The sequence below is a fragment of the Streptomyces sp. TLI_55 genome, from assembly GCF_900206255.1.
In the GTDB taxonomy this organism is placed as follows: Bacteria; Actinomycetota; Actinomycetes; order Streptomycetales; family Streptomycetaceae; genus Streptomyces; species Streptomyces aquilus.
Map to the genome: position 1 here is coordinate 7,425,221 of NZ_OAOJ01000001.1, position 16,797 is coordinate 7,442,017.

Here is a 16,797-nt window from a genome sequence, read left to right on the forward strand (position 1 = left end):
ATTCCCGCCAGCCGCCGGTCCGCCGCTGCACCATGCTGGACCCATGCAGAAGGGGATGCACACCGACACCGAGCGCTGCGTGCGCGCCGTCCAGTCGAAGGACGCCCGGTTCGACGGGTGGTTCTTCACGGCGGTCCTGACGACCCGGATCTACTGCCGGCCCAGCTGCCCGGCTGTGCCGCCCAAGCCCGCGAACATGACGTTCTACCCGAGCGCGGCGGCCTGCCAGCAGGCCGGGTTCCGGGCCTGCAAGCGCTGCCGCCCGGACACCAGCCCCGGCTCGCCCGAGTGGAACGAGCGCGCGGACCTGGTGGCCCGGGCGATGCGGCTGATCGCCGACGGCGTCGTGGACCGCGAGGGCGTGCCGGGACTCGCCGCCCGCCTCGGCTACAGCACCCGGCAGATCGAACGCCAGCTCCTCGCCGAACTGGGCGCGGGCCCACTCGCGCTGGCCCGCGCCCAACGCGCCCAGACCGCACGGCTGTTGATCGAGACGACGGCGCTGCCGATGGCGGAGATCGCGTTCGCCGCCGGTTTCTCCTCGATCCGCACCTTCAACGACACCGTCCGCGAGGTCTTCGCCCTCTCACCGAGCGAGCTGCGGACACGGGTGCCACGGAGGAACGCGGGCGCGGTGACCCCCGGCGTTCTCACGCTCCGGCTGCCGTTCCGCGCCCCTCTCACCCCCGACAACCTCTTCGGCCACCTCGCGGCGACCGCCGTGCCCGGGGTGGAGGAGTGGCGGGACGGCGCCTACCGCCGCACGCTCCGGCTCCCGTACGGCCACGGCATCGTGGCGCTGACCTCGAACCCCGACCACGTCGCCTGCCGCCTCACCCTGAGCGACCTGCGCGATCTGACCGTCGCCATCAGCCGCTGCCGGCGCATGCTGGACCTGGACGCCGATCCGGTCGCGATCGACGACCAGTTGCGCACGGACCCGGTGCTGGCGCCGCTGGTCGCGAAGGCGCCCGGGCGGCGGGTGCCGCGCACGGTGGACGAGGCCGAGTTCGCCGTCCGGGCGGTGCTGGGCCAGCAGGTCTCGACCGCCGCGGCCCGCACCCACGCCGCCCGGCTGGTGACGGCTCACGGCGACCCGTTGGACGACCCCGAGGGCGGCCTCACCCACCTCTTCCCGTCCCCGGAGCAACTCGCCGCCCTGGACCCCGAGTCGCTCGCCATGCCCCGCACCCGCCGTACGACCTTCACCACCCTGGTCGGCCAACTGGCGGACGGAACACTGAATCTGGGCGTCGAGGCCGACTGGTCCGAGACCCGCGCCCGCCTCCTCGCCCTCCCCGGCTTCGGCCCCTGGACCGCCGACGTCATCGCGATGCGCGCCCTCGGGGACCCCGACGCCTTCCTCCCCACCGACCTCGGCATCCGCAAGGCCGCCCAGGAGCTGGGCCTGCCCTCGACCCCGGCGGCGCTGACCGCGCGAGCGGCGGCCTGGCGGCCGTGGCGGGCGTACGCGGTGCAGTACCTGTGGGCGACCGACAGCCACCCGATCAACTTCCTTCCGGTATAAGGACGTTCCGTGACCTCTGTTCCCGCTCTGAAGCAACACACCGTGATCGACAGCCCGTACGGCCCGCTGACCCTGGTCGCGACCGACGGCACCCTGAGCCACCTCTACATGACCGACCAGCGCCACCGCCCCGCGCAGGAGACGTTCGGCGTACGCGACGACCGCCCCTTCGGGGAGGCGATCGATCAGCTGGAGGCCTACTTCGCCTCCGAGTTGAAGGAGTTCACCCTCGAACTCCGCCTGCACGGAACCCCGTTCCAGCGCAGCGTCTGGGAGCAGCTCCTGCGCATCCCGTACGGCGAGACCCGCTCCTACGGCGAACTCGCCGAAGCCCTCGGCAACCCCGGCGCCTCCCGCGCGGTCGGCCTCGCCAACGGCAAGAACCCGGTCAGCATCATCGTCCCGTGCCATCGCGTCGTCGGCTCCAACGGCAGCCTGACCGGCTACGGCGGCGGCCTGGAACGCAAGCAGCGGCTGCTGGACTTCGAGCGGGGAGCGGCGCTCTTCTAGGGCCTGTCCGCCGGAAAGGCCCTGGCCGGTCACTGCTCCTGCAGCCGGCGCAGCAGCTGCGGCAGGGCCGTGCCGATCGGTTCGCGGACGACCTCGTCGGCGCGGTCGTCGTACGGGGTCGGCTCGGCGTTGACGATGATCAGCCGGGCTCCGTGATCGGCGGCGACGCCGGCGAGCCCGGCGGCGGGCTGCACCTGGAGGCTGCTGCCGACGGCGATGAACACCTGGCAGGCCTTGGTGATGGCGACGGCGTCGCCGAGGACGACGGGGTCGAGACGCTCGCCGAACATCACGGTCGCGGACTTCAGGATGCCGCCGCAGTCCAGGCAGGCCGGATCGTCCTCCCCGGCGTCGAGCCGCGCCAGCGCGTCCTCCATGGGCCCACGGGCGTGGCACCCCGTGCACACCACCTGCCGTGCGGTGCCGTGCAGTTCGAGGACCTTGCGGGCCGGCATCCCGGCGAGCTGGTGCAGTCCGTCGACGTTCTGCGTGACGACCCGCACCGGCACCCCGGACTTCTCCAGTTCGGCCACCGCGTAATGCGCGGCATTCGGCTTCGCCCCGAGCGCCTGATTCTCCTTGCGCATACGCCACGACCGCCGCCGGATCTCCGGATCGCTCATGTAGTAGTCGTACGTCACGAGCTTTTCCGCCTCGGGATCGCGCTGCCACAGCCCGTTGGGACCGCGGTAGTCCGGAATCCCCGAGTCGGTCGAAATTCCTGCGCCACTGAGAAGGGCGACGAGGGGCTTGTCCATGCGGCCGAGGGTAGATCGGCGGAACGGGACGGGGCGAACGGATAAATCAGCCGTCGCCGTCCTCCGCCTCCTCGTCCTTGGACTGCACCGGCCCGAACGGCTCGATCTTCGGATTGGCGAAGGGGCCCCGGTACGACCCCCTCGCCTCCGGTGCTCCCTGGAGCCTCGCCCCGGCCGCCTCCGTCACCAGCAGCGCGTAGGTGCCGTGCGCCGGGTCCACCGGGACCAGGCCGTACGCCGTGTCGACCTCGTCGTCGGCGAGGCCGAGACGGCGCTGGGCGTCCTCGATGGTCGACCGCGCCGGAAGGGTCACGGTGATCAGGACGGTGGGGCGCTCGGGAGCCATGGGTCTCCTACGGGCCGGCGTTGTTCTTGCCGACGCGGCGCACCGCGTCGACGAGCTGCGGGGTGTTGATGATGCCGTACCCGTAGTCGAAGTCGTAGCCGTGCCCGCCCGCGTCGTGCGCGGACCGGCGGATCAGCGTACGCAGCCGGGACGGCGACAGGTCCTGCACCGACAGCCTGCTGCGCACCGCGGCGACGACCCCCGCCGCGACCGGACAGGCCGCCGAGGTCCCCGAGTCGGGGCTGTTCTGCCCGAACGCCTTCGACCCGCTGAAGTGCGTGTACGTGGCGATGTCCGGCTTGCGTACGGCGAGCCGCCCCGGACCCTGGGACGAGTAGCCGACCCGGGCGTCATGCGTGTCCACGCCGGCCACGGACAGCACGCTGGGGTGCGAGTTCGCCCCGTTGATGGGCCGGCTCGGGAAGCCGCAGCGCCCGTCGGGGCACTCGACACCGCAGTTGCCCGCGGCGAACAGGATGTCGGCGCCGGACACCTCAAGGGCGGCGACGATCAGGTTGAACGGGTGGGCGCGGTTGTCGGAGTAGTTGCCCGGGTGCCCCGGCGGGAAGTCCCACGTCGGCTTGAACGACCCCCAGCTGTTACTGATGACCATCCTGCGCCGCTCGCGCGGCATCTGCTCCAGCAGCCCCCACAGGTGCGCGTACGCGGAGATCGCGTCGGAGAGCAGGCCCTCCATCACGGTCGAGCCCTGCCGCTGCGAGAGCAGCACGGGAATGTCGAGGAGGGACACCTTGCGGGCCACGATCAGCGAGTCGAACGCGCACATCGTGCCGTGGTTCACCGGGAACTGGCCGAAGTTGCCGTTCACCCCCGGCGGCTTCCAGCTGCGTGCCGCGTCGACCGTCACCGGCGAGCCGAGGACCTGGCCGAGATGCGCGACGTTGATGCCGGTGTCGACGATCGCCAGCGGGACGCCCGCCCCGTCCAGGCCCTCGCTCTTCAGCGCGTCCGTGACGAACCGCTGGACGTCGTGCCAGTCGCCGACCGGGGGCGTGTTGCCGCAGGTGGGCGTCGTCTCGACGGCCGGGTCGGCGGCGATCCCGACGATGTCCGCCCGCTGGGAGCTCAGCAGTGCCAGCCGGGCGGAGCCGTCGCGGTCCTGGATCTCGCCGCGCACCAGGACGCTCGCGTCCTCCGGGGCCAGCGAGAAGGTGAGCGGCTGGTCCAGCGACAGCGGATCGCCGTCGGAGTACACCGGCTTGGGCTGCGGCACCGGCACCGGCACGAAGTCCGGATCCAGGTCGATGCCGGGGAGTGAGCCGGCGACGTCGGAGGCCGACGGAGTGCTGACGGACGGATCCACGACTGCCTGGACGACATCGTGTTCCGGGCGCATCTGAACGATTACCCGCATGTTTCCCCCTGCAATGGAATCCGGCGGCACGGAGAACCGCGCGCCACCGGTACTCGCGGATGAGGCGAGGACTCGCACGCTATTGGCGCGGGTACAGGCGGTCCATACGCGCAAGGGCGTAGCTTCAAGAGCACATTTCCGCAGGGGAATTGACGGAAATCGACACCCGGAACAACAGGTGTCAGGAAACCCGCCGGCCGTTCTCCAGCTCCGCCGTCCCGGCACCTTCCGCGAGCACGTCCAGCGCGACCCGCACCCGGCCGCCCAGGAAACCCAGCAGATAGTCGTCCAGCTCCTCGCGCGGCACGAGCCGCCACGACAGCAGCTCCTCCTCCTGGAGCCGGATCGCCTTCAGCTCGTCCTCGCCGAGGACGCCACCGTCGTACAGGTACGCCACCAGCGGCGGAATGCCCGGCCGGTACACCCAGTCCACCGCCAGCAGCCGGCCGAGTTCACGGTCCAGGCCGATCTCCTCCAGCGTCTCGCGGCGCGCCCCCTGACGCGGGGTCTCGCCGTCGTCCGACTCGATGGTGCCGCCCGGAAGCGCCCATCCCTCACGGTAGTTGGGCTCGACGAGGAGCACCCGCCCCTCATGGTCACGGAAGAGGGCGGCGGCACCGGCGAGGATGCGGGGCAGGCCGGCGATGTACGTGGCGAAGTCCTGAGCGCTGGTCATCCCTGAAGGGTAGTTCCCGGACGGAGAGCCACTGACCGTCGAGACAGCGGGTCACTCACCGCCGATCAACCGGACCGTGCGCTCCGCGAGTTCGCTGATCCGTACCCCGTCGAACCCGAACACCGCGCTGCGCACCGTGTCCTCCAGCGGGTCCTTCCACTGCTCCGGGATCGCCTCCGCTCCGGTCAGCACCCCGGCCACCGAACCTGCCGTGGCCCCGTTGGAGTCGGTGTCCAGACCGCCGCGGACGGTCAGCGTGACGGTCCGGGTGAAGTCGCCGTCGCCGTAGAGCAGCCCGGCGGTGAGCACCGCGGCGTTCGGGATGGTGTGGATCCAGCCCAGCCCGGCGGTCTCCTCGGCCACGGTCGTCAGCGTGTCCTCCCAGGTCATCCGGGTGTCGTGCAGGGAGATCACCCGGCGCACCGTCCGGGCCAGCCGACTGCTCGCCGGTACGACGGCCAGCGCCTGGTCCAGCGCGTGCCGCACGGTCGCCGCGGTGAACGCCGCCGACACCAGCGCCGCCGCCCACATCGCCCCGTACACCCCGTTCCCGGTGTGCGAGAGCACCGCGTCCCGGCGGGCCAGCGAGGCCGCCCGGCGCGGGTCGCCCGGGCAGGTCCAGCCGTAGATGTCGGCCCGGATCAGCGCCCCGATCCACTCCTGGTACGGGTTGTCGTACGTCGCCGTCAGCGGCGGCTTCAGCCCGCTCGCGAGGTTGCGGTAGGCGGCCCGCTCGGCGGTGAACGTCTGGAGGTACGGCAGCCTCAGCAGCCACAGGTCGCCGACCTGCTCGGTGCTGAAGCCGAAGCCGTGGGTCTCCAGGAGGTCCAGGCCCAGAATGGCGTAGTCCACGTCGTCGTCGCGGCAGCTGCCGTGGATGCGGCCGCGCACGCACTGGCGCCACTCCGGGCGCAGCTCGAAGCCGTCGCTCTCGCTGGGCGGCTCCGGCAGATAGTCGGTCAGGGGCAGGGCGGCGGCCTGCCTCAGATAGCCGTCGATCCGGTCCCGCGTCCACAGGTCGCCCTGCTCGACCGGCTTGCCGAGCATGTTGCCCGCGATCCGGCCCAGCCAGCCCCCGAGAACGCGGTCGGCGAGCTCTGGCGCACTGCCCACAGGGGTCATAGGACCGGTTTACCCCGGTATCGGGAGCCTGCACAGTGGGGTCGTAGGAGCTTCTCAAGGTCCGGGCAGGGCATGACGGGGAGGGCGGGCTCCGGTTAAGGTCGCAGCGGCGCGACTGGCTCTGATATGCGTCGGAGCCTGAGAGCAAGGGGATGGCAAGTGGCTGACGCTGCAGGCAGGGGCACCGAGCGGGTGCTCATCGCCGCGGACAAGTTCAAGGGATCGCTGACGGCCGTGCAGGTCGCCGAGCGGGTGACGGCCGGGCTGCGCCGGGGCGTGCCGGGCCTCGACGTGGCCGCGCTGCCGGTGGCCGACGGCGGCGACGGCACCGTGGACGCCGCGGTCGCGGCCGGTTTCGAACGGCACGAGATCAAGGTCGCCGGGCCGCTCGGCCAGGAGGTCACGGCCGCCTTCGCGCTGCGCGGCGACACCGCCGTCGTGGAGATGGCGGAGGCCAGCGGGCTCCAGCGGCTCCCCCAGGGCGTCTTCGCCCCCCTCACCTCGTCCACCTACGGCTCCGGCGAGCTGCTGCGGGCCGCGCTCGACGCGGGCGCCCGCACCCTCGTCTTCGGCGTCGGCGGCAGCGCCACCACCGACGGCGGCGCCGGCATGCTCACCGCGCTCGGCGCCCGGTTCCTCGACAAGGACGGCGAGCCGGTCGCCCCGGGCGGCGGCGGCCTCGCCGAGCTGGCCTCGGCCGACCTGTCCGGCCTCGACCCGCGCCTCGCCGACGTGGAACTGGTCCTCGCCAGCGACGTCGACAACCCGCTGACCGGCCCGAAGGGCGCGCCCGCGGTCTACGGCCCGCAGAAGGGCGCCTCCCCGGACGACGTGGAGACCCTGGACGCCGCTCTCGCGCACTACGCGCGCGTGCTGGAGGACGCGGTCGGCGCCAAGGCCGCCGAGTACGCCGTGTCGCCGGGTGCGGGCGCGGCCGGCGGCATCGGCTACGGCGCGCTCCTCATCGGCGCCCGGTTCCGCGCCGGCATCGAGGTCATGCTGGACGTCCTCGGCTTCGCCCCCGCGCTGGAGCGGGCGACCCTGGTCATCACCGGCGAGGGCTCCCTCGACGAGCAGACGCTGCACGGCAAGGCCCCCGCGGGCGTCGCCGCCGCGGCCCGCGCCGCCGGCAAGGAGGTCGTCGCCGTGTGCGGTCGCCTCGCCCTGCCCCCGGAGGCGCTCGGGAAGGCCGGCATCCGGCGGGCGTACGCGCTCACCGAGGTTGAGCCGGATGTGGCGAAGTGCATCGCGGACGCCGGTCCGATCCTGGAGCGGGTGGCGGAACAGATCGCGCGCGACTTCCTGACCTGAGCCACCTCCAAGCGAGCAACAGGAGCAACAAGAGAGGGGCCCGAACCGTCGACCGGTTCGGGCCCCTCTCTTGTCGCTCTGCGATACCGCGGAGCGCTACGGCAGCTGCGCCGCCCGCGCCTCGCGGCGGTTGTCGCGGAAGTTGTTCACCCGGCGGGCCGTGGCGAACAGCGGGATGACCGCGCCGGTGACCAGCTGGAGCGCGCAGCCCGTCTGGAGGAGGAGCTGACCGCTCGGGGCGTCGAAGGCCCAGGCGGCCAGGAGGCCCATGGACACGACGATCCAGGAGAGCATCGCCACCGCGAGGCGACCCCGCGGCTTCGGGTACTCGACCCGGCTCACCATCAGCCAGGCGGTGCCGAGGATCGCCAGCAGCGTTGCCACGAAGGGCAGCTCCAGCAGGACGATCGAGACGACCGTCAGCGCGCCGAACGGCGAGGGCATGCCCTGGAACATGCCGTTCGGGACGGTCACGCAGGAGAATCTGGCCAGCCGCAGCACCACGGCCAAGAGCACCACGATTGCCCCGACCGCAGCCACCCGCTGGTGCGCGTCGTCCGCGACCATGCCGTAGACGAGGACGAAGTACGCCGGAGCCAGACCGAAGCTGATCAGGTCCGAGAGGTTGTCCAGCTCGGCACCCATGGGCGAGGAGCGCAGCTTGCGCGCCACCAGGCCGTCGAACAGGTCGAAGACCGCGGCGCACAGCATCAGGATGACCGCCGTGGCCGCGCTGTGGCGGGTCATGCCGGTCGCCGGGCTGCCGGTGAGGTCCGGGATCAGGATGCCGGTGGTGGTGAAGTACACCGCCATGAAGCCGCACGTGGCGTTGCCGAGGGTGAGGGTGTCCGCTATTGAGAGGCGGAGAGAAAGAGGCATCTCCTCCTCGTCGTCCACCGCGTCGGCCTCGGGCACCCAGCCCGCCTGTGTCTCAGGATCAATCACGGTCAATGCGAGTCACCCCAGCCACGGTCTTCTGACCGACCTCGACCGCGACATCCACGCCTTCGGGCAGGTAGATGTCGACGCGCGAACCGAAGCGGATCAGACCGATGCGCTCACCCTGCTCGACCTTCGTGCCCTGCGGGATGTAGGGGACGATGCGACGGGCCACCGCGCCGGCGATCTGGATCATCTCGATGTCACCGAGTTCGGTGTCGAAATGCCAGACCACGCGCTCGTTGTTCTCGCTCTCCTTGTTGAACGCCGGGACGAACCCACCGGGGATGTGCTCGACCGACGTCACCGTGCCGGAGAGGGGCGCGCGGTTGACGTGGACGTTGAGCGGGCTCATGAAGATCGCGACGCGGGTGCGGCCGTCCTTCCACGGCATGATGCTCTGCACCACACCGTCGGCGGGCGAGATGACGCGGCCCGTGGCGATCTCGCGCTCGGGGTCGCGGAAGAACCACAGCATGCCCGCCGCGAGCGCGGTGGCGGGCACGGCGACGGCCTTGGCGGCGCCGGACTTGCGCGCGCGCACCAGGCTGAGGGCTGCGGTGGCGACGGTCGGAAGGAGCCACGGCGATGCTCCGCGCGCGAGGCGTACGCCGACCTGGCTGTCGCGAGGTGCAGAGGTTTGGCTGTGGGGCATGGATGACCTTCGTAGCGGATGATGCCGCGCAGTGACGGGGGACGGCGGCTTTCCGGGGATCGTACCGGTCGGTGACCACAACTGGGCAAGCCAGGAAGCCGAGTCGGCGGCTGAAGAGCGTTGACGGGGTGTGATCTTCTTCTCCAAGAAAACACCCCGTATCCGGACATCTAGCCCTGGAATCGATACTCTTCGAGCAGCCTGCGACCGATGATCATTTTCTGGATCTCGGCGGTACCTTCGCCGATCAGCAGCATCGGTGCCTCTCGGTAGAGGCGCTCGATCTCGTACTCCTTGGAGAAGCCGTAGCCGCCGTGGATCCGGAAGGCGTCTTCCACGACCTCCTTGCAGTACTCGGAGGCGAGGTACTTCGCCATCCCAGCCTCAAGGTCGTTTCGCTCCCCGGAGTCCTTTTTGCGTGCCGCGTTGACCATCATCGCATGCGCGGCCTCGACCTTGGTAGCCATCTCGGCCAGCTTGAACTGGATCGCCTGGTGCTGGGCGATCGCTTTGCCGAAAGTGTGACGCTGCTGGGCGTACTGGACGCCGAGTTCGAAGGCACGCTGAGCGACGCCACAGCCACGCGCCGCGACATTGACGCGGCCGACCTCGACGCCGTCCATCATTTGGTAAAAACCTCGGCCGGTGACGCCGCCGAGCACGCGATCGGCCGGAATCCGCAGGCCGTCCATGATCAGTTCGGTGGTGTCGACGCCCTTGTAGCCCATCTTGTCGATCTTCCCGGGGATGGTGAGGCCGGGGCGGACCTGTCCGAAGCCGGGCTCCTTCTCGACGAGGAAGGTCGTCATCGACTTGTGGGGCGCGGTGCCCTCGGGGTGTCCTTCATCACTTCGGACCAGAACGGCGACCAGACTTGACGTCCCGCCGTTCGTCAGCCACATCTTCTGGCCGTTGAGGACGTACTCGTCGCCGTCCTTGACCGCCTTGGACGTGATGGCCGACACATCGGAACCCAGGCCCGGCTCCGACATCGAGAAGGCGCCCCGGATGTCGCCGGCCGCCATGCGCGGCAGGAAGTGGTCCTTCTGCTCCTGCGTGCCGTGCTGCTTGAGCATGTAGGCCACGATGAAGTGGGTGTTGATGATGCCGGACACCGACATCCACCCGCGGGCGATCTCCTCGACGCACAGCGCGTACGTCAGGAGCGACTCGCCCAGACCGCCGTACTCCTCCGGGATCATGAGCCCGAACAGGCCCAACTCCTTGAGCCCGTCGACGATCGCTTGCGGGTACTCGTCGCGGTGCTCCAGCTCGGTGGCGACCGGGATGATCTCCTTGTCCACGAAGTCGCGGACGGTGGAGAGGATTTCCTGCTGGATGTCGGTCAGACCGGCGGTCTGGGCGAGGCGTGCCATCGGGCTCAGCCCTCCTGAAGTTCCGGGCGGCCGGGCTGTTCGCCGCCGCGCTCCTTGATGTAGGTCTCGGTCGGCACCATGACCTTGCGGCGGAACACGCAGACCAGCGTGCCGTCCTGCTTGTAGCCCTTGGTCTCGACGTAGACGATGCCGCGGTCGTTCTTCGACTTCGACGGCCACTTGTCGAGGACGGTCGTCTGGCCGTAGATCGTGTCGCCGTGGAAGGTCGGCGCCACGTGCTTCAGCGACTCGATCTCCAGGTTGGCGATCGCCTTGCCGGAGATGTCCGGGACGGACATGCCGAGCAGCAGCGAGTAGATGTAGTTCCCGACGACGACGTTCTTGCCGAAGTCCGTCGTCTTCTCCGCATAGTTGGTGTCCATGTGGAGCGGGTGGTGGTTCATGGTGAGGAGACAGAACAGGTGGTCGTCGTACTCCGTGACCGTCTTTCCCGGCCAGTGCTTGTACGTCGCCCCGACCTCGAACTCCTCGTAGGTGCGTCCGAACTGCATCGCGCTCAGGCCTCCGGGATCTCGAACTTCGACGTGCGCTGCATGCCCGCCGCCCGGCCCTTGCCCGAGATGACCAGCGCCATCTTGCGGCTGGCCTCGTCGATCATCTCGTCGCCGAGCATCGCCGAGCCCTTCTTGCCGCCCGCCTCGGACGTGTAGTAGTCGTACGCGTCCAGGATCAGCTCGGCGTGGTCGTAGTCCTCCTGGGAGGGCGAGAAGATCTCGTTGGACGCCTCGACCTGGCCCGGGTGCAGCACCCACTTGCCGTCGAAACCGAGAGCCGCGGCGCGCTGGGCGACCTCGCGGTAGCCGTCGATGTTGCGGATCTGGAGGTAGGGGCCGTCGATCGCCTGGAGGTTGTTGGCGCGGGCGGCCATCAGGATCTTCATCAGGATGTAGTGGTAGGCGTCCGCCGGGTAGCCGGGCGGCTGCTCGCCCACGACCAGCGACTTCATGTTGATGGACGCCATGAAGTCGGCCGGGCCGAAGATGATCGTCTCGACGCGCTGCGAGGCCGTCGCGATCTCGTTGACGTTGTTGAGACCCTGCGCGTTCTCGATCTGCGCCTCGATGCCGATCTTGCCGACCTCGAAGCCCATCGTCTTCTCGATCTGCGTCAGCAGAAGGTCGAGGGCGACGATCTGCTCGGCCGTCTGCACCTTCGGCAGCATGATGCAGTCGAGGTTCTGGCCGGCCCCCTCGACGACGGTCACGACATCGCGGTACGTCCACTCGGTCGTCCAGTCGTTGACGCGGACCACGCGCGTCTTGCCGGTCCAGTCGCCCTCGTTGAGGAACTTGACGATCGTGTGCCGCGCCTCGGGCTTGGCGAGCGGGGCGCACGCGTCCTCCAGGTCGAGGAAGACCTGGTCCGCCGGGAGGCCCTGCGCCTTCTCCAGGAAGCGGGGGTTGCTTCCCGGTACCGCGAGACACGAGCGGCGGGGACGCAGACGGTTGACGGTCATGCGGGGACCTCCAGGGGGTCGAGCTTGTTCGCTTTCCGGATCTCGTCGACGATGCGGCCGATGATTCCGGTGATGTCGAAGTCCTTCGGGGTGAAGACGGCGGCCACTCCGGCGGCCCTGAGCTGCTCGGCGTCGCCATTCGGGATGATGCCACCGGCGATCACCGGGATATCTGTGGCACCGGCCACATGGAGCCGCTCCAGGACGTCCGGCACCAGCTGGGCGTGCGAGCCGGAGAGGATCGACAGACCGACCGCGTGCACGTCCTCGGCGAGGGCCGCGTCCACGATCTGCTCCGGGGTGAGCCGGATGCCCTGGTAGACCACCTCGAACCCGGCGTCACGGGCCCGCACGGCGATCTGCTCGGCCCCGTTGGAGTGCCCGTCCAGGCCCGGCTTGCCGACCAGGAAGCGGAGCTTGCCGACGCCGAGGTCCTTGGCCGTCAGGTCGACCCTGCGGCGGACGTCCGCCATCGGCGAGCCCTCCTCGGCGGGGACGGCCACCGGCGCCGAGGACACGCCCGTCGGGGCGCGGAACTCGCCGAAGACCTCGCGCAGCGCCCCGGCCCACTCGCCGGTCGTGACCCCGGCGCGGGCGCACTCCAGGGTGGCCTCCATGAGGTTGCCGGTGCCCTTCGCGGCCTCCTTCAGCTTCTCCAGCGCCTTGCAGGGGCGCGGGTGGTTGAAGGGCGGCTGGTAGCGGGTGTCGCGCCAGTTCTGCAGGCCGGCGATGACGCGGGCCTCGACCGCCGGGTCGACCGTCTGGATCGCGGTGTCCAGGTCGGCCGTCAGCGGGTTGGGCTCGGTGGTCTCGAAGATGTTGACGCCGACGATCTTCTCCTGGCCGGACTCGATCCGGGCCCGGCGCTCGGCGTGCGAGGAGACCAGCTGCGACTTGAGGTAGCCGGACTCGACGGCGGCCATCGCGCCGCCCATCTCCTGGATGCGCTCGATCTCGGTGAGGGACTCCTCGACGAGCGTGCTCACCTTCGCCTCGACGACGTGCGAGCCCGCGAAGATGTCCTCGTACTCCAGCAGGTCGCTCTCGTAGGCCAGCACCTGCTGCATCCGCAGCGACCACTGCTGGTCCCAGGGCCGGGGCAGGCCCAGGGCCTCGTTCCAGGCCGGGAGCTGGACGGCACGCGCGCGTGCGTCCTTGGAGAGGGTGACGGCCAGCATCTCCAGGACGATCCGCTGGACGTTGTTCTCGGGCTGCGCCTCGGTCAGGCCCAGGGAGTTGACCTGGACGCCGTACCGGAAGCGGCGCTGCTTGGGGTTCTCGATGCCGTAGCGCTCGCGGGTGACCTTGTCCCAGATGCGGCCGAAGGCGCGCATCTTGCACATCTCCTCGATGAAGCGGACGCCCGCGTTCACGAAGAAGGAGATCCGGGCGACGACGTCGCCGAACTTCTCGGCCGGCACCTGGCCGGAGTCCCGGACGGCGTCGAGGACGGCGATCGCCGTCGACATCGCGTACGCGATCTCCTGGACCGGTGTGGCCCCGGCCTCCTGCAGGTGGTAGCTGCAGATGTTGATCGGGTTCCACTTCGGGATGTGGGAGACCGTGTACGCGATCATGTCGGTCGTCAGACGGAGCGAGGGGCCCGGCGGGAAGACGTGCGTCCCCCGGGACAGGTACTCCTTGACGATGTCGTTCTGGGTCGTGCCCTGGAGCTTGGTGATGTCGGCGCCCTGCTCCTCGGCGACGACCTGGTAGAGCGCCAGCAGCCACATGGCGGTGGCGTTGATCGTCATCGAGGTGTTCATCTGCTCCAGGGGGATGTCCTGGAACAGCCGGCGCATGTCACCGAGGTGCGCGATCGGCACACCGACCCGGCCGACCTCGCCGCGGGCGAGGATGTGGTCGGAGTCGTAGCCGGTCTGGGTCGGCAGATCGAAGGCCACGGAGAGCCCTGTCTGCCCCTTGGCGAGGTTGCGCCGGTACAGCTCGTTGGACGCCTCGGCCGTGGAGTGGCCGGCGTACGTGCGCATGAGCCACGGCCGGTCCTTCTCCCGCGCGCCTTCGGCGGGCTGACGCTCAGTCATCTATGACCCCGGGTGTCTCAGATGTTGCGGAAGCGGTTGATGGCGTCGATGTGCCGGTCGCGCATCTCCTCGTCGCGCACACCGAGGCCTTCCTCGGGGGCGAGGCACAGGACGCCGACCTTGCCCTGGTGGAGGTTGCGGTGCACGTCGTACGCGGCCTGACCGGTCTCCTCCAGGGAGTAGGTCTTCGACAGCGTCGGGTGGATCTTGCCCTTCGCGATGAGGCGGTTGGCCTCCCAGGCCTCGCGGTAGTTGGCGAAGTGCGAGCCGATGATCCGCTTCAGCGACATCCACAGGTAGCGGTTGTCGTACTCGTGCATGTAGCCCGAGGTCGAGGCGCAGGTGGTGATGGTGCCGCCCTTGCGGGTGACGAACACGGAGGCGCCGAAGGTCTCGCGGCCGGGGTGCTCGAAGACGATGTCGATGTCCTCGCCGCCGGTGAGCTCACGGATGCGCTTGCCGAAGCGCTTCCACTCCTTGGGGTCCTGGGTGTTCTCGTCCTTCCAGAACTTGTAGCCCTCGGCGTTGCGGTCGATGATCGCGTCGGCGCCCATCGCGCGGCAGATGTCCGCCTTCTGCGGGGAGGACACGACACAGATCGGGTTGGCGCCACCGGCCAGCGCGAACTGCGTGGCGTACGAGCCGAGGCCGCCGCTCGCGCCCCAGATCAGGACGTTGTCGCCCTGCTTCATGGCGGCGCCGTTGCGGGAGACCAGCTGGCGGTAGGCGGTGGAGTTGACGAGGCCCGGGGCCGCCGCCTCCTCCCACGACAGGTGACCCGGCTTGGGCATCAGCTGGTTGGACTTGACGAGCGCGATCTCGGCGAGGCCGCCGAAGTTGGTCTCGAAGCCCCAGATGCGCTGCTCGGGGTCGAGCATCGTGTCGTTGTGGCCGTCGGACGACTCCAGCTCCACGGACAGACAGTGCGCGACGACCTCGTCGCCGGGCTTCCAGGAGTTCACGCCCGGGCCGGTGCGCAGCACGACGCCCGCGAGGTCGGAGCCGATGATGTGGTACGGCAGGTCGTGGCGCTTGGCCAGGTCGCTGGTGCGGCCGTAGCGCTCCAGGAACCCGAAGGTGGACAGCGGCTCGAAGATCGAGGTCCACACCGAGTTGTAGTTGACGCTGGACGCCATGACGGCGACCAGGGCCTCGCCCGGGCCGAGTTCGGGCAGCGGGACCTCGTCCAGGTGGATCGACTTGCGCGGGTCCTTGTCGCGGGTCTCCAGACCCGCGAACATCTCCGTCTCGTCCTTGTGCACGGTGATCGCGCGGTACGACTCGGGGAGCGGCAGGGCGGCGAAGTCGGCCGGCGTCGAGTCCGGCGACTGGATCGCGTCCAGGATGTCCTTCGTGGTCACGGTGTTGCCTCCGGCGATACGCGTCCTGAGGGAGGGACGCTGAGGGTTACGTCGGTGCCGTCGGTTCGGCGGTCTTGGTGTGCGGCAGCGCTTTGTGGCGCGGGAGGTTGCCTGTGACGCAGGCGTCCGGGCGGGGCAAGCCGATGACTTGTTGGGACAGCCGACGTGCGAAAGGTCTCTGCACGCCGGCCGCCCGGACTCCTTCAACGTATGACACCGCGTGTCACCTGGCAAGGCACTGAGTGCCAGCAACCGCTCTCAGGTGAAATCTTTACGTAACAAATGAGCGATGATCGATCGAACGCGGCTTGAATTCCGCTCGAAAAGGGGCTCTGACATGCCAAAACGGCCACCCCGAAGGGTGGCCGTCATCACAGCGGAGGGGGAGGGTTCAGCGGTCCTTGAGCGCCTCTTCGATGGTCCGCATCACCTGGTCCAGCGGGGCGTCGGTGCGCGCGACCGTCACCAGCACCTCGCCGTGCGTGGAGACCGTCGCGGCGGACGGCTGCGGGGTGGCCGTGCGCCCGGCTCCGATGCCGGTCCCGAACGTCTTCCGTACGATCGCGAAGGCGTGGTCCAGCTGCGCCTCCACATCGCCCTGGCCGCCGGCCCGGAGCCAGCGCCGCAGCACGTGGTTGTGCGCGGTGACCACGGCGGACGCGGCGACCTCCGCGAGCAGCGGGTCGTCGTTGGCGTCGTCGTCGTGCGCGTGCTCGTCGAAGTGGCCGAGCAGATAGCGGGTGAACAGGCGCTCGTAGCGGGCCACCGACGCGATCTCGGCCTCGCGCAGGGTGGGCACCTCGCGCGTCAGCTTGTAGCGGGCGACCGAGATCTCCGGCCGGGCCGCGTACATCCGCATGACTTCCTTGATGCCGTTGCACACCGTGTCGAGCGGGTGCTCGTGCGGGGGAGCCGCGTTGAGCACGGCCTCGGCGCGGATCAGGGTGTCGTCGTGATCGGGGAAGATCGCCTCTTCCTTGGAGCGGAAGTGGCGGAAGAAGGTACGGCGCGCGACTCCGGCCGCGGCCGCGATCTCGTCGACGGTGGTCGCCTCGTACCCCTTGGTCGAGAACAGCTCCATCGCCGCGGCCGCCAGTTCTCGGCGCATCTTGAGCCGCTGCGCGGCCGCGCGGCTGCCTGCGGCACTCTCCGGCGCGTCGGGCGTAGCTGGTGTACGTGAGGACCTGGCGGGCTGGGACATGACCCGAACGTACTGCATGTGCGCAGGTTGGCGCTCCTGTCCCAGGGAGCCCCCGCCCGCCGCGGGCGGGGGGTTTCCGTGGGGGTCGAGCAGCCCGCCCCAGTCCTCGTTCGCTCT

Annotated in this window: 16 protein-coding genes; 3 read left to right on the forward strand and 13 right to left on the reverse strand. The window is 69.8% G+C overall.

Features of this window, described 5'->3' with window-relative positions:
- Window positions 1-43 precede the first annotated feature (43 nt).
- Both CRP56_RS33995 and CRP56_RS34000 read left to right on the forward strand, forming a co-directional pair.
- Window positions 44-1,528, forward strand: coding sequence for an AlkA N-terminal domain-containing protein (locus CRP56_RS33995; protein WP_306459460.1), 1,485 nt, complete (start codon window positions 44-46; stop codon window positions 1,526-1,528).
- A 27-nt stretch (window positions 1,529-1,555) separates the two neighbouring features.
- Complete coding sequence (locus CRP56_RS34000; RefSeq protein WP_097274720.1) at window positions 1,556-2,038, forward strand: methylated-DNA--[protein]-cysteine S-methyltransferase; 483 nt, start codon at window positions 1,556-1,558, stop codon at window positions 2,036-2,038.
- A 29-nt stretch (window positions 2,039-2,067) separates the two neighbouring features.
- Here CRP56_RS34000 and CRP56_RS34005 read toward each other — a convergent pair whose 3' ends face one another.
- The 5 genes from CRP56_RS34005 to CRP56_RS34025 all read right to left on the reverse strand — a co-directional run bounded on the left by CRP56_RS34005 (window position 2,068) and on the right by CRP56_RS34025 (window position 6,315).
- Window positions 2,068-2,796: an SIR2 family NAD-dependent protein deacylase gene (locus tag CRP56_RS34005; RefSeq protein WP_097270571.1), complete on the reverse strand. Its 729-nt coding sequence runs from the start codon at window positions 2,794-2,796 to the stop codon at window positions 2,068-2,070.
- A gap of 46 nt (window positions 2,797-2,842) precedes the next feature.
- Window positions 2,843-3,142 carry a hypothetical protein gene (locus CRP56_RS34010; protein ID WP_097270573.1) on the reverse strand — a complete coding sequence of 100 codons (300 nt, stop codon included), beginning with the start codon at window positions 3,140-3,142 and terminating at the stop codon, window positions 2,843-2,845.
- A gap of 7 nt (window positions 3,143-3,149) precedes the next feature.
- Entirely contained in the window at window positions 3,150-4,517 is a 1,368-nt protein-coding gene (locus tag CRP56_RS34015) for a S8 family serine peptidase (protein WP_097270575.1), read from the reverse strand.
- Window positions 4,518-4,698: 181 nt separating this feature from the next.
- Entirely contained in the window at window positions 4,699-5,193 is a 495-nt protein-coding gene (locus CRP56_RS34020; protein ID WP_097270577.1) for an NUDIX domain-containing protein, read from the reverse strand.
- A 51-nt stretch (window positions 5,194-5,244) separates the two neighbouring features.
- Window positions 5,245-6,315, reverse strand: a complete 1,071-nt coding sequence (locus CRP56_RS34025; protein WP_097270579.1) for an ADP-ribosylglycohydrolase family protein — start codon at window positions 6,313-6,315, stop codon at window positions 5,245-5,247.
- 126 nt (window positions 6,316-6,441) lie between these two features.
- On the opposite strand from CRP56_RS34025, the gene CRP56_RS34030 reads away from it, so the two are divergent.
- Window positions 6,442-7,626 carry a glycerate kinase gene (locus CRP56_RS34030; RefSeq protein WP_097270581.1) on the forward strand — a complete coding sequence of 395 codons (1,185 nt, stop codon included), beginning with the start codon at window positions 6,442-6,444 and terminating at the stop codon, window positions 7,624-7,626.
- A gap of 96 nt (window positions 7,627-7,722) precedes the next feature.
- Here CRP56_RS34030 and pssA read toward each other — a convergent pair whose 3' ends face one another.
- From pssA to CRP56_RS34070, 8 genes are all read right to left on the reverse strand, one after another.
- Entirely contained in the window at window positions 7,723-8,541 is an 819-nt protein-coding gene (pssA, locus tag CRP56_RS34035; protein ID WP_097270583.1) for a CDP-diacylglycerol--serine O-phosphatidyltransferase, read from the reverse strand.
- A 22-nt stretch (window positions 8,542-8,563) separates the two neighbouring features.
- A complete protein-coding gene (locus tag CRP56_RS34040; protein ID WP_097270585.1) occupies window positions 8,564-9,220 on the reverse strand; it encodes a phosphatidylserine decarboxylase in 657 nt (218 codons plus the stop codon).
- 170 nt (window positions 9,221-9,390) lie between these two features.
- A complete protein-coding gene (locus CRP56_RS34045) occupies window positions 9,391-10,596 on the reverse strand; it encodes an acyl-CoA dehydrogenase family protein (protein WP_097270587.1) in 1,206 nt (401 codons plus the stop codon).
- A gap of 5 nt (window positions 10,597-10,601) precedes the next feature.
- Window positions 10,602-11,108, reverse strand: coding sequence for a MaoC family dehydratase (locus CRP56_RS34050; RefSeq protein WP_059195327.1), 507 nt, complete (start codon window positions 11,106-11,108; stop codon window positions 10,602-10,604).
- A gap of 5 nt (window positions 11,109-11,113) precedes the next feature.
- On the reverse strand, window positions 11,114-12,073 hold the full coding sequence (locus CRP56_RS34055) for an HpcH/HpaI aldolase/citrate lyase family protein (RefSeq protein WP_031475710.1): 960 nt from the start codon (window positions 12,071-12,073) through the stop codon (window positions 11,114-11,116).
- Window positions 12,070-14,118: a protein meaA gene (locus CRP56_RS34060; protein ID WP_097270589.1), complete on the reverse strand. Its 2,049-nt coding sequence runs from the start codon at window positions 14,116-14,118 to the stop codon at window positions 12,070-12,072. Before CRP56_RS34060 ends, CRP56_RS34055 begins: the two co-directional genes overlap by 4 nt.
- A 17-nt stretch (window positions 14,119-14,135) precedes the next feature.
- The gene (gene ccrA / locus CRP56_RS34065) at window positions 14,136-15,479 is read right to left on the reverse strand and encodes a crotonyl-CoA carboxylase/reductase (protein ID WP_097270592.1); all 1,344 of its coding nucleotides are present in this window, start codon (window positions 15,477-15,479) and stop codon (window positions 14,136-14,138) included.
- A 391-nt stretch (window positions 15,480-15,870) separates the two neighbouring features.
- Entirely contained in the window at window positions 15,871-16,680 is an 810-nt protein-coding gene (locus tag CRP56_RS34070) for a TetR family transcriptional regulator (protein ID WP_179851190.1), read from the reverse strand.
- Window positions 16,681-16,797 lie beyond the last annotated feature (117 nt).

Coding starts and splice junctions, on each gene's coding strand:
- CRP56_RS33995 (WP_306459460.1), top strand. CDS start 44: ATGCAGAAGGGGATGCACACCGACACCGAGCGCTGCGTGCGCGCCGTC.
- CRP56_RS34005 (WP_097270571.1), bottom strand. CDS start 2,796: ATGGACAAGCCCCTCGTCGCCCTTCTCAGTGGCGCAGGAATTTCGACC.
- CRP56_RS34010 (WP_097270573.1), bottom strand. CDS start 3,142: ATGGCTCCCGAGCGCCCCACCGTCCTGATCACCGTGACCCTTCCGGCG.
- CRP56_RS34015 (WP_097270575.1), bottom strand. CDS start 4,517: ATGCGGGTAATCGTTCAGATGCGCCCGGAACACGATGTCGTCCAGGCA.
- CRP56_RS34020 (WP_097270577.1), bottom strand. CDS start 5,193: ATGACCAGCGCTCAGGACTTCGCCACGTACATCGCCGGCCTGCCCCGC.
- CRP56_RS34025 (WP_097270579.1), bottom strand. CDS start 6,315: ATGACCCCTGTGGGCAGTGCGCCAGAGCTCGCCGACCGCGTTCTCGGG.
- CRP56_RS34030 (WP_097270581.1), top strand. CDS start 6,442: ATGCGTCGGAGCCTGAGAGCAAGGGGATGGCAAGTGGCTGACGCTGCA.
- CRP56_RS34040 (WP_097270585.1), bottom strand. CDS start 9,220: ATGCCCCACAGCCAAACCTCTGCACCTCGCGACAGCCAGGTCGGCGTA.
- CRP56_RS34045 (WP_097270587.1), bottom strand. CDS start 10,596: ATGGCACGCCTCGCCCAGACCGCCGGTCTGACCGACATCCAGCAGGAA.
- CRP56_RS34050 (WP_059195327.1), bottom strand. CDS start 11,108: ATGCAGTTCGGACGCACCTACGAGGAGTTCGAGGTCGGGGCGACGTAC.
- CRP56_RS34055 (WP_031475710.1), bottom strand. CDS start 12,073: ATGACCGTCAACCGTCTGCGTCCCCGCCGCTCGTGTCTCGCGGTACCG.
- CRP56_RS34060 (WP_097270589.1), bottom strand. CDS start 14,118: ATGACTGAGCGTCAGCCCGCCGAAGGCGCGCGGGAGAAGGACCGGCCG.
- CRP56_RS34070 (WP_179851190.1), bottom strand. CDS start 16,680: ATGTCCCAGCCCGCCAGGTCCTCACGTACACCAGCTACGCCCGACGCG.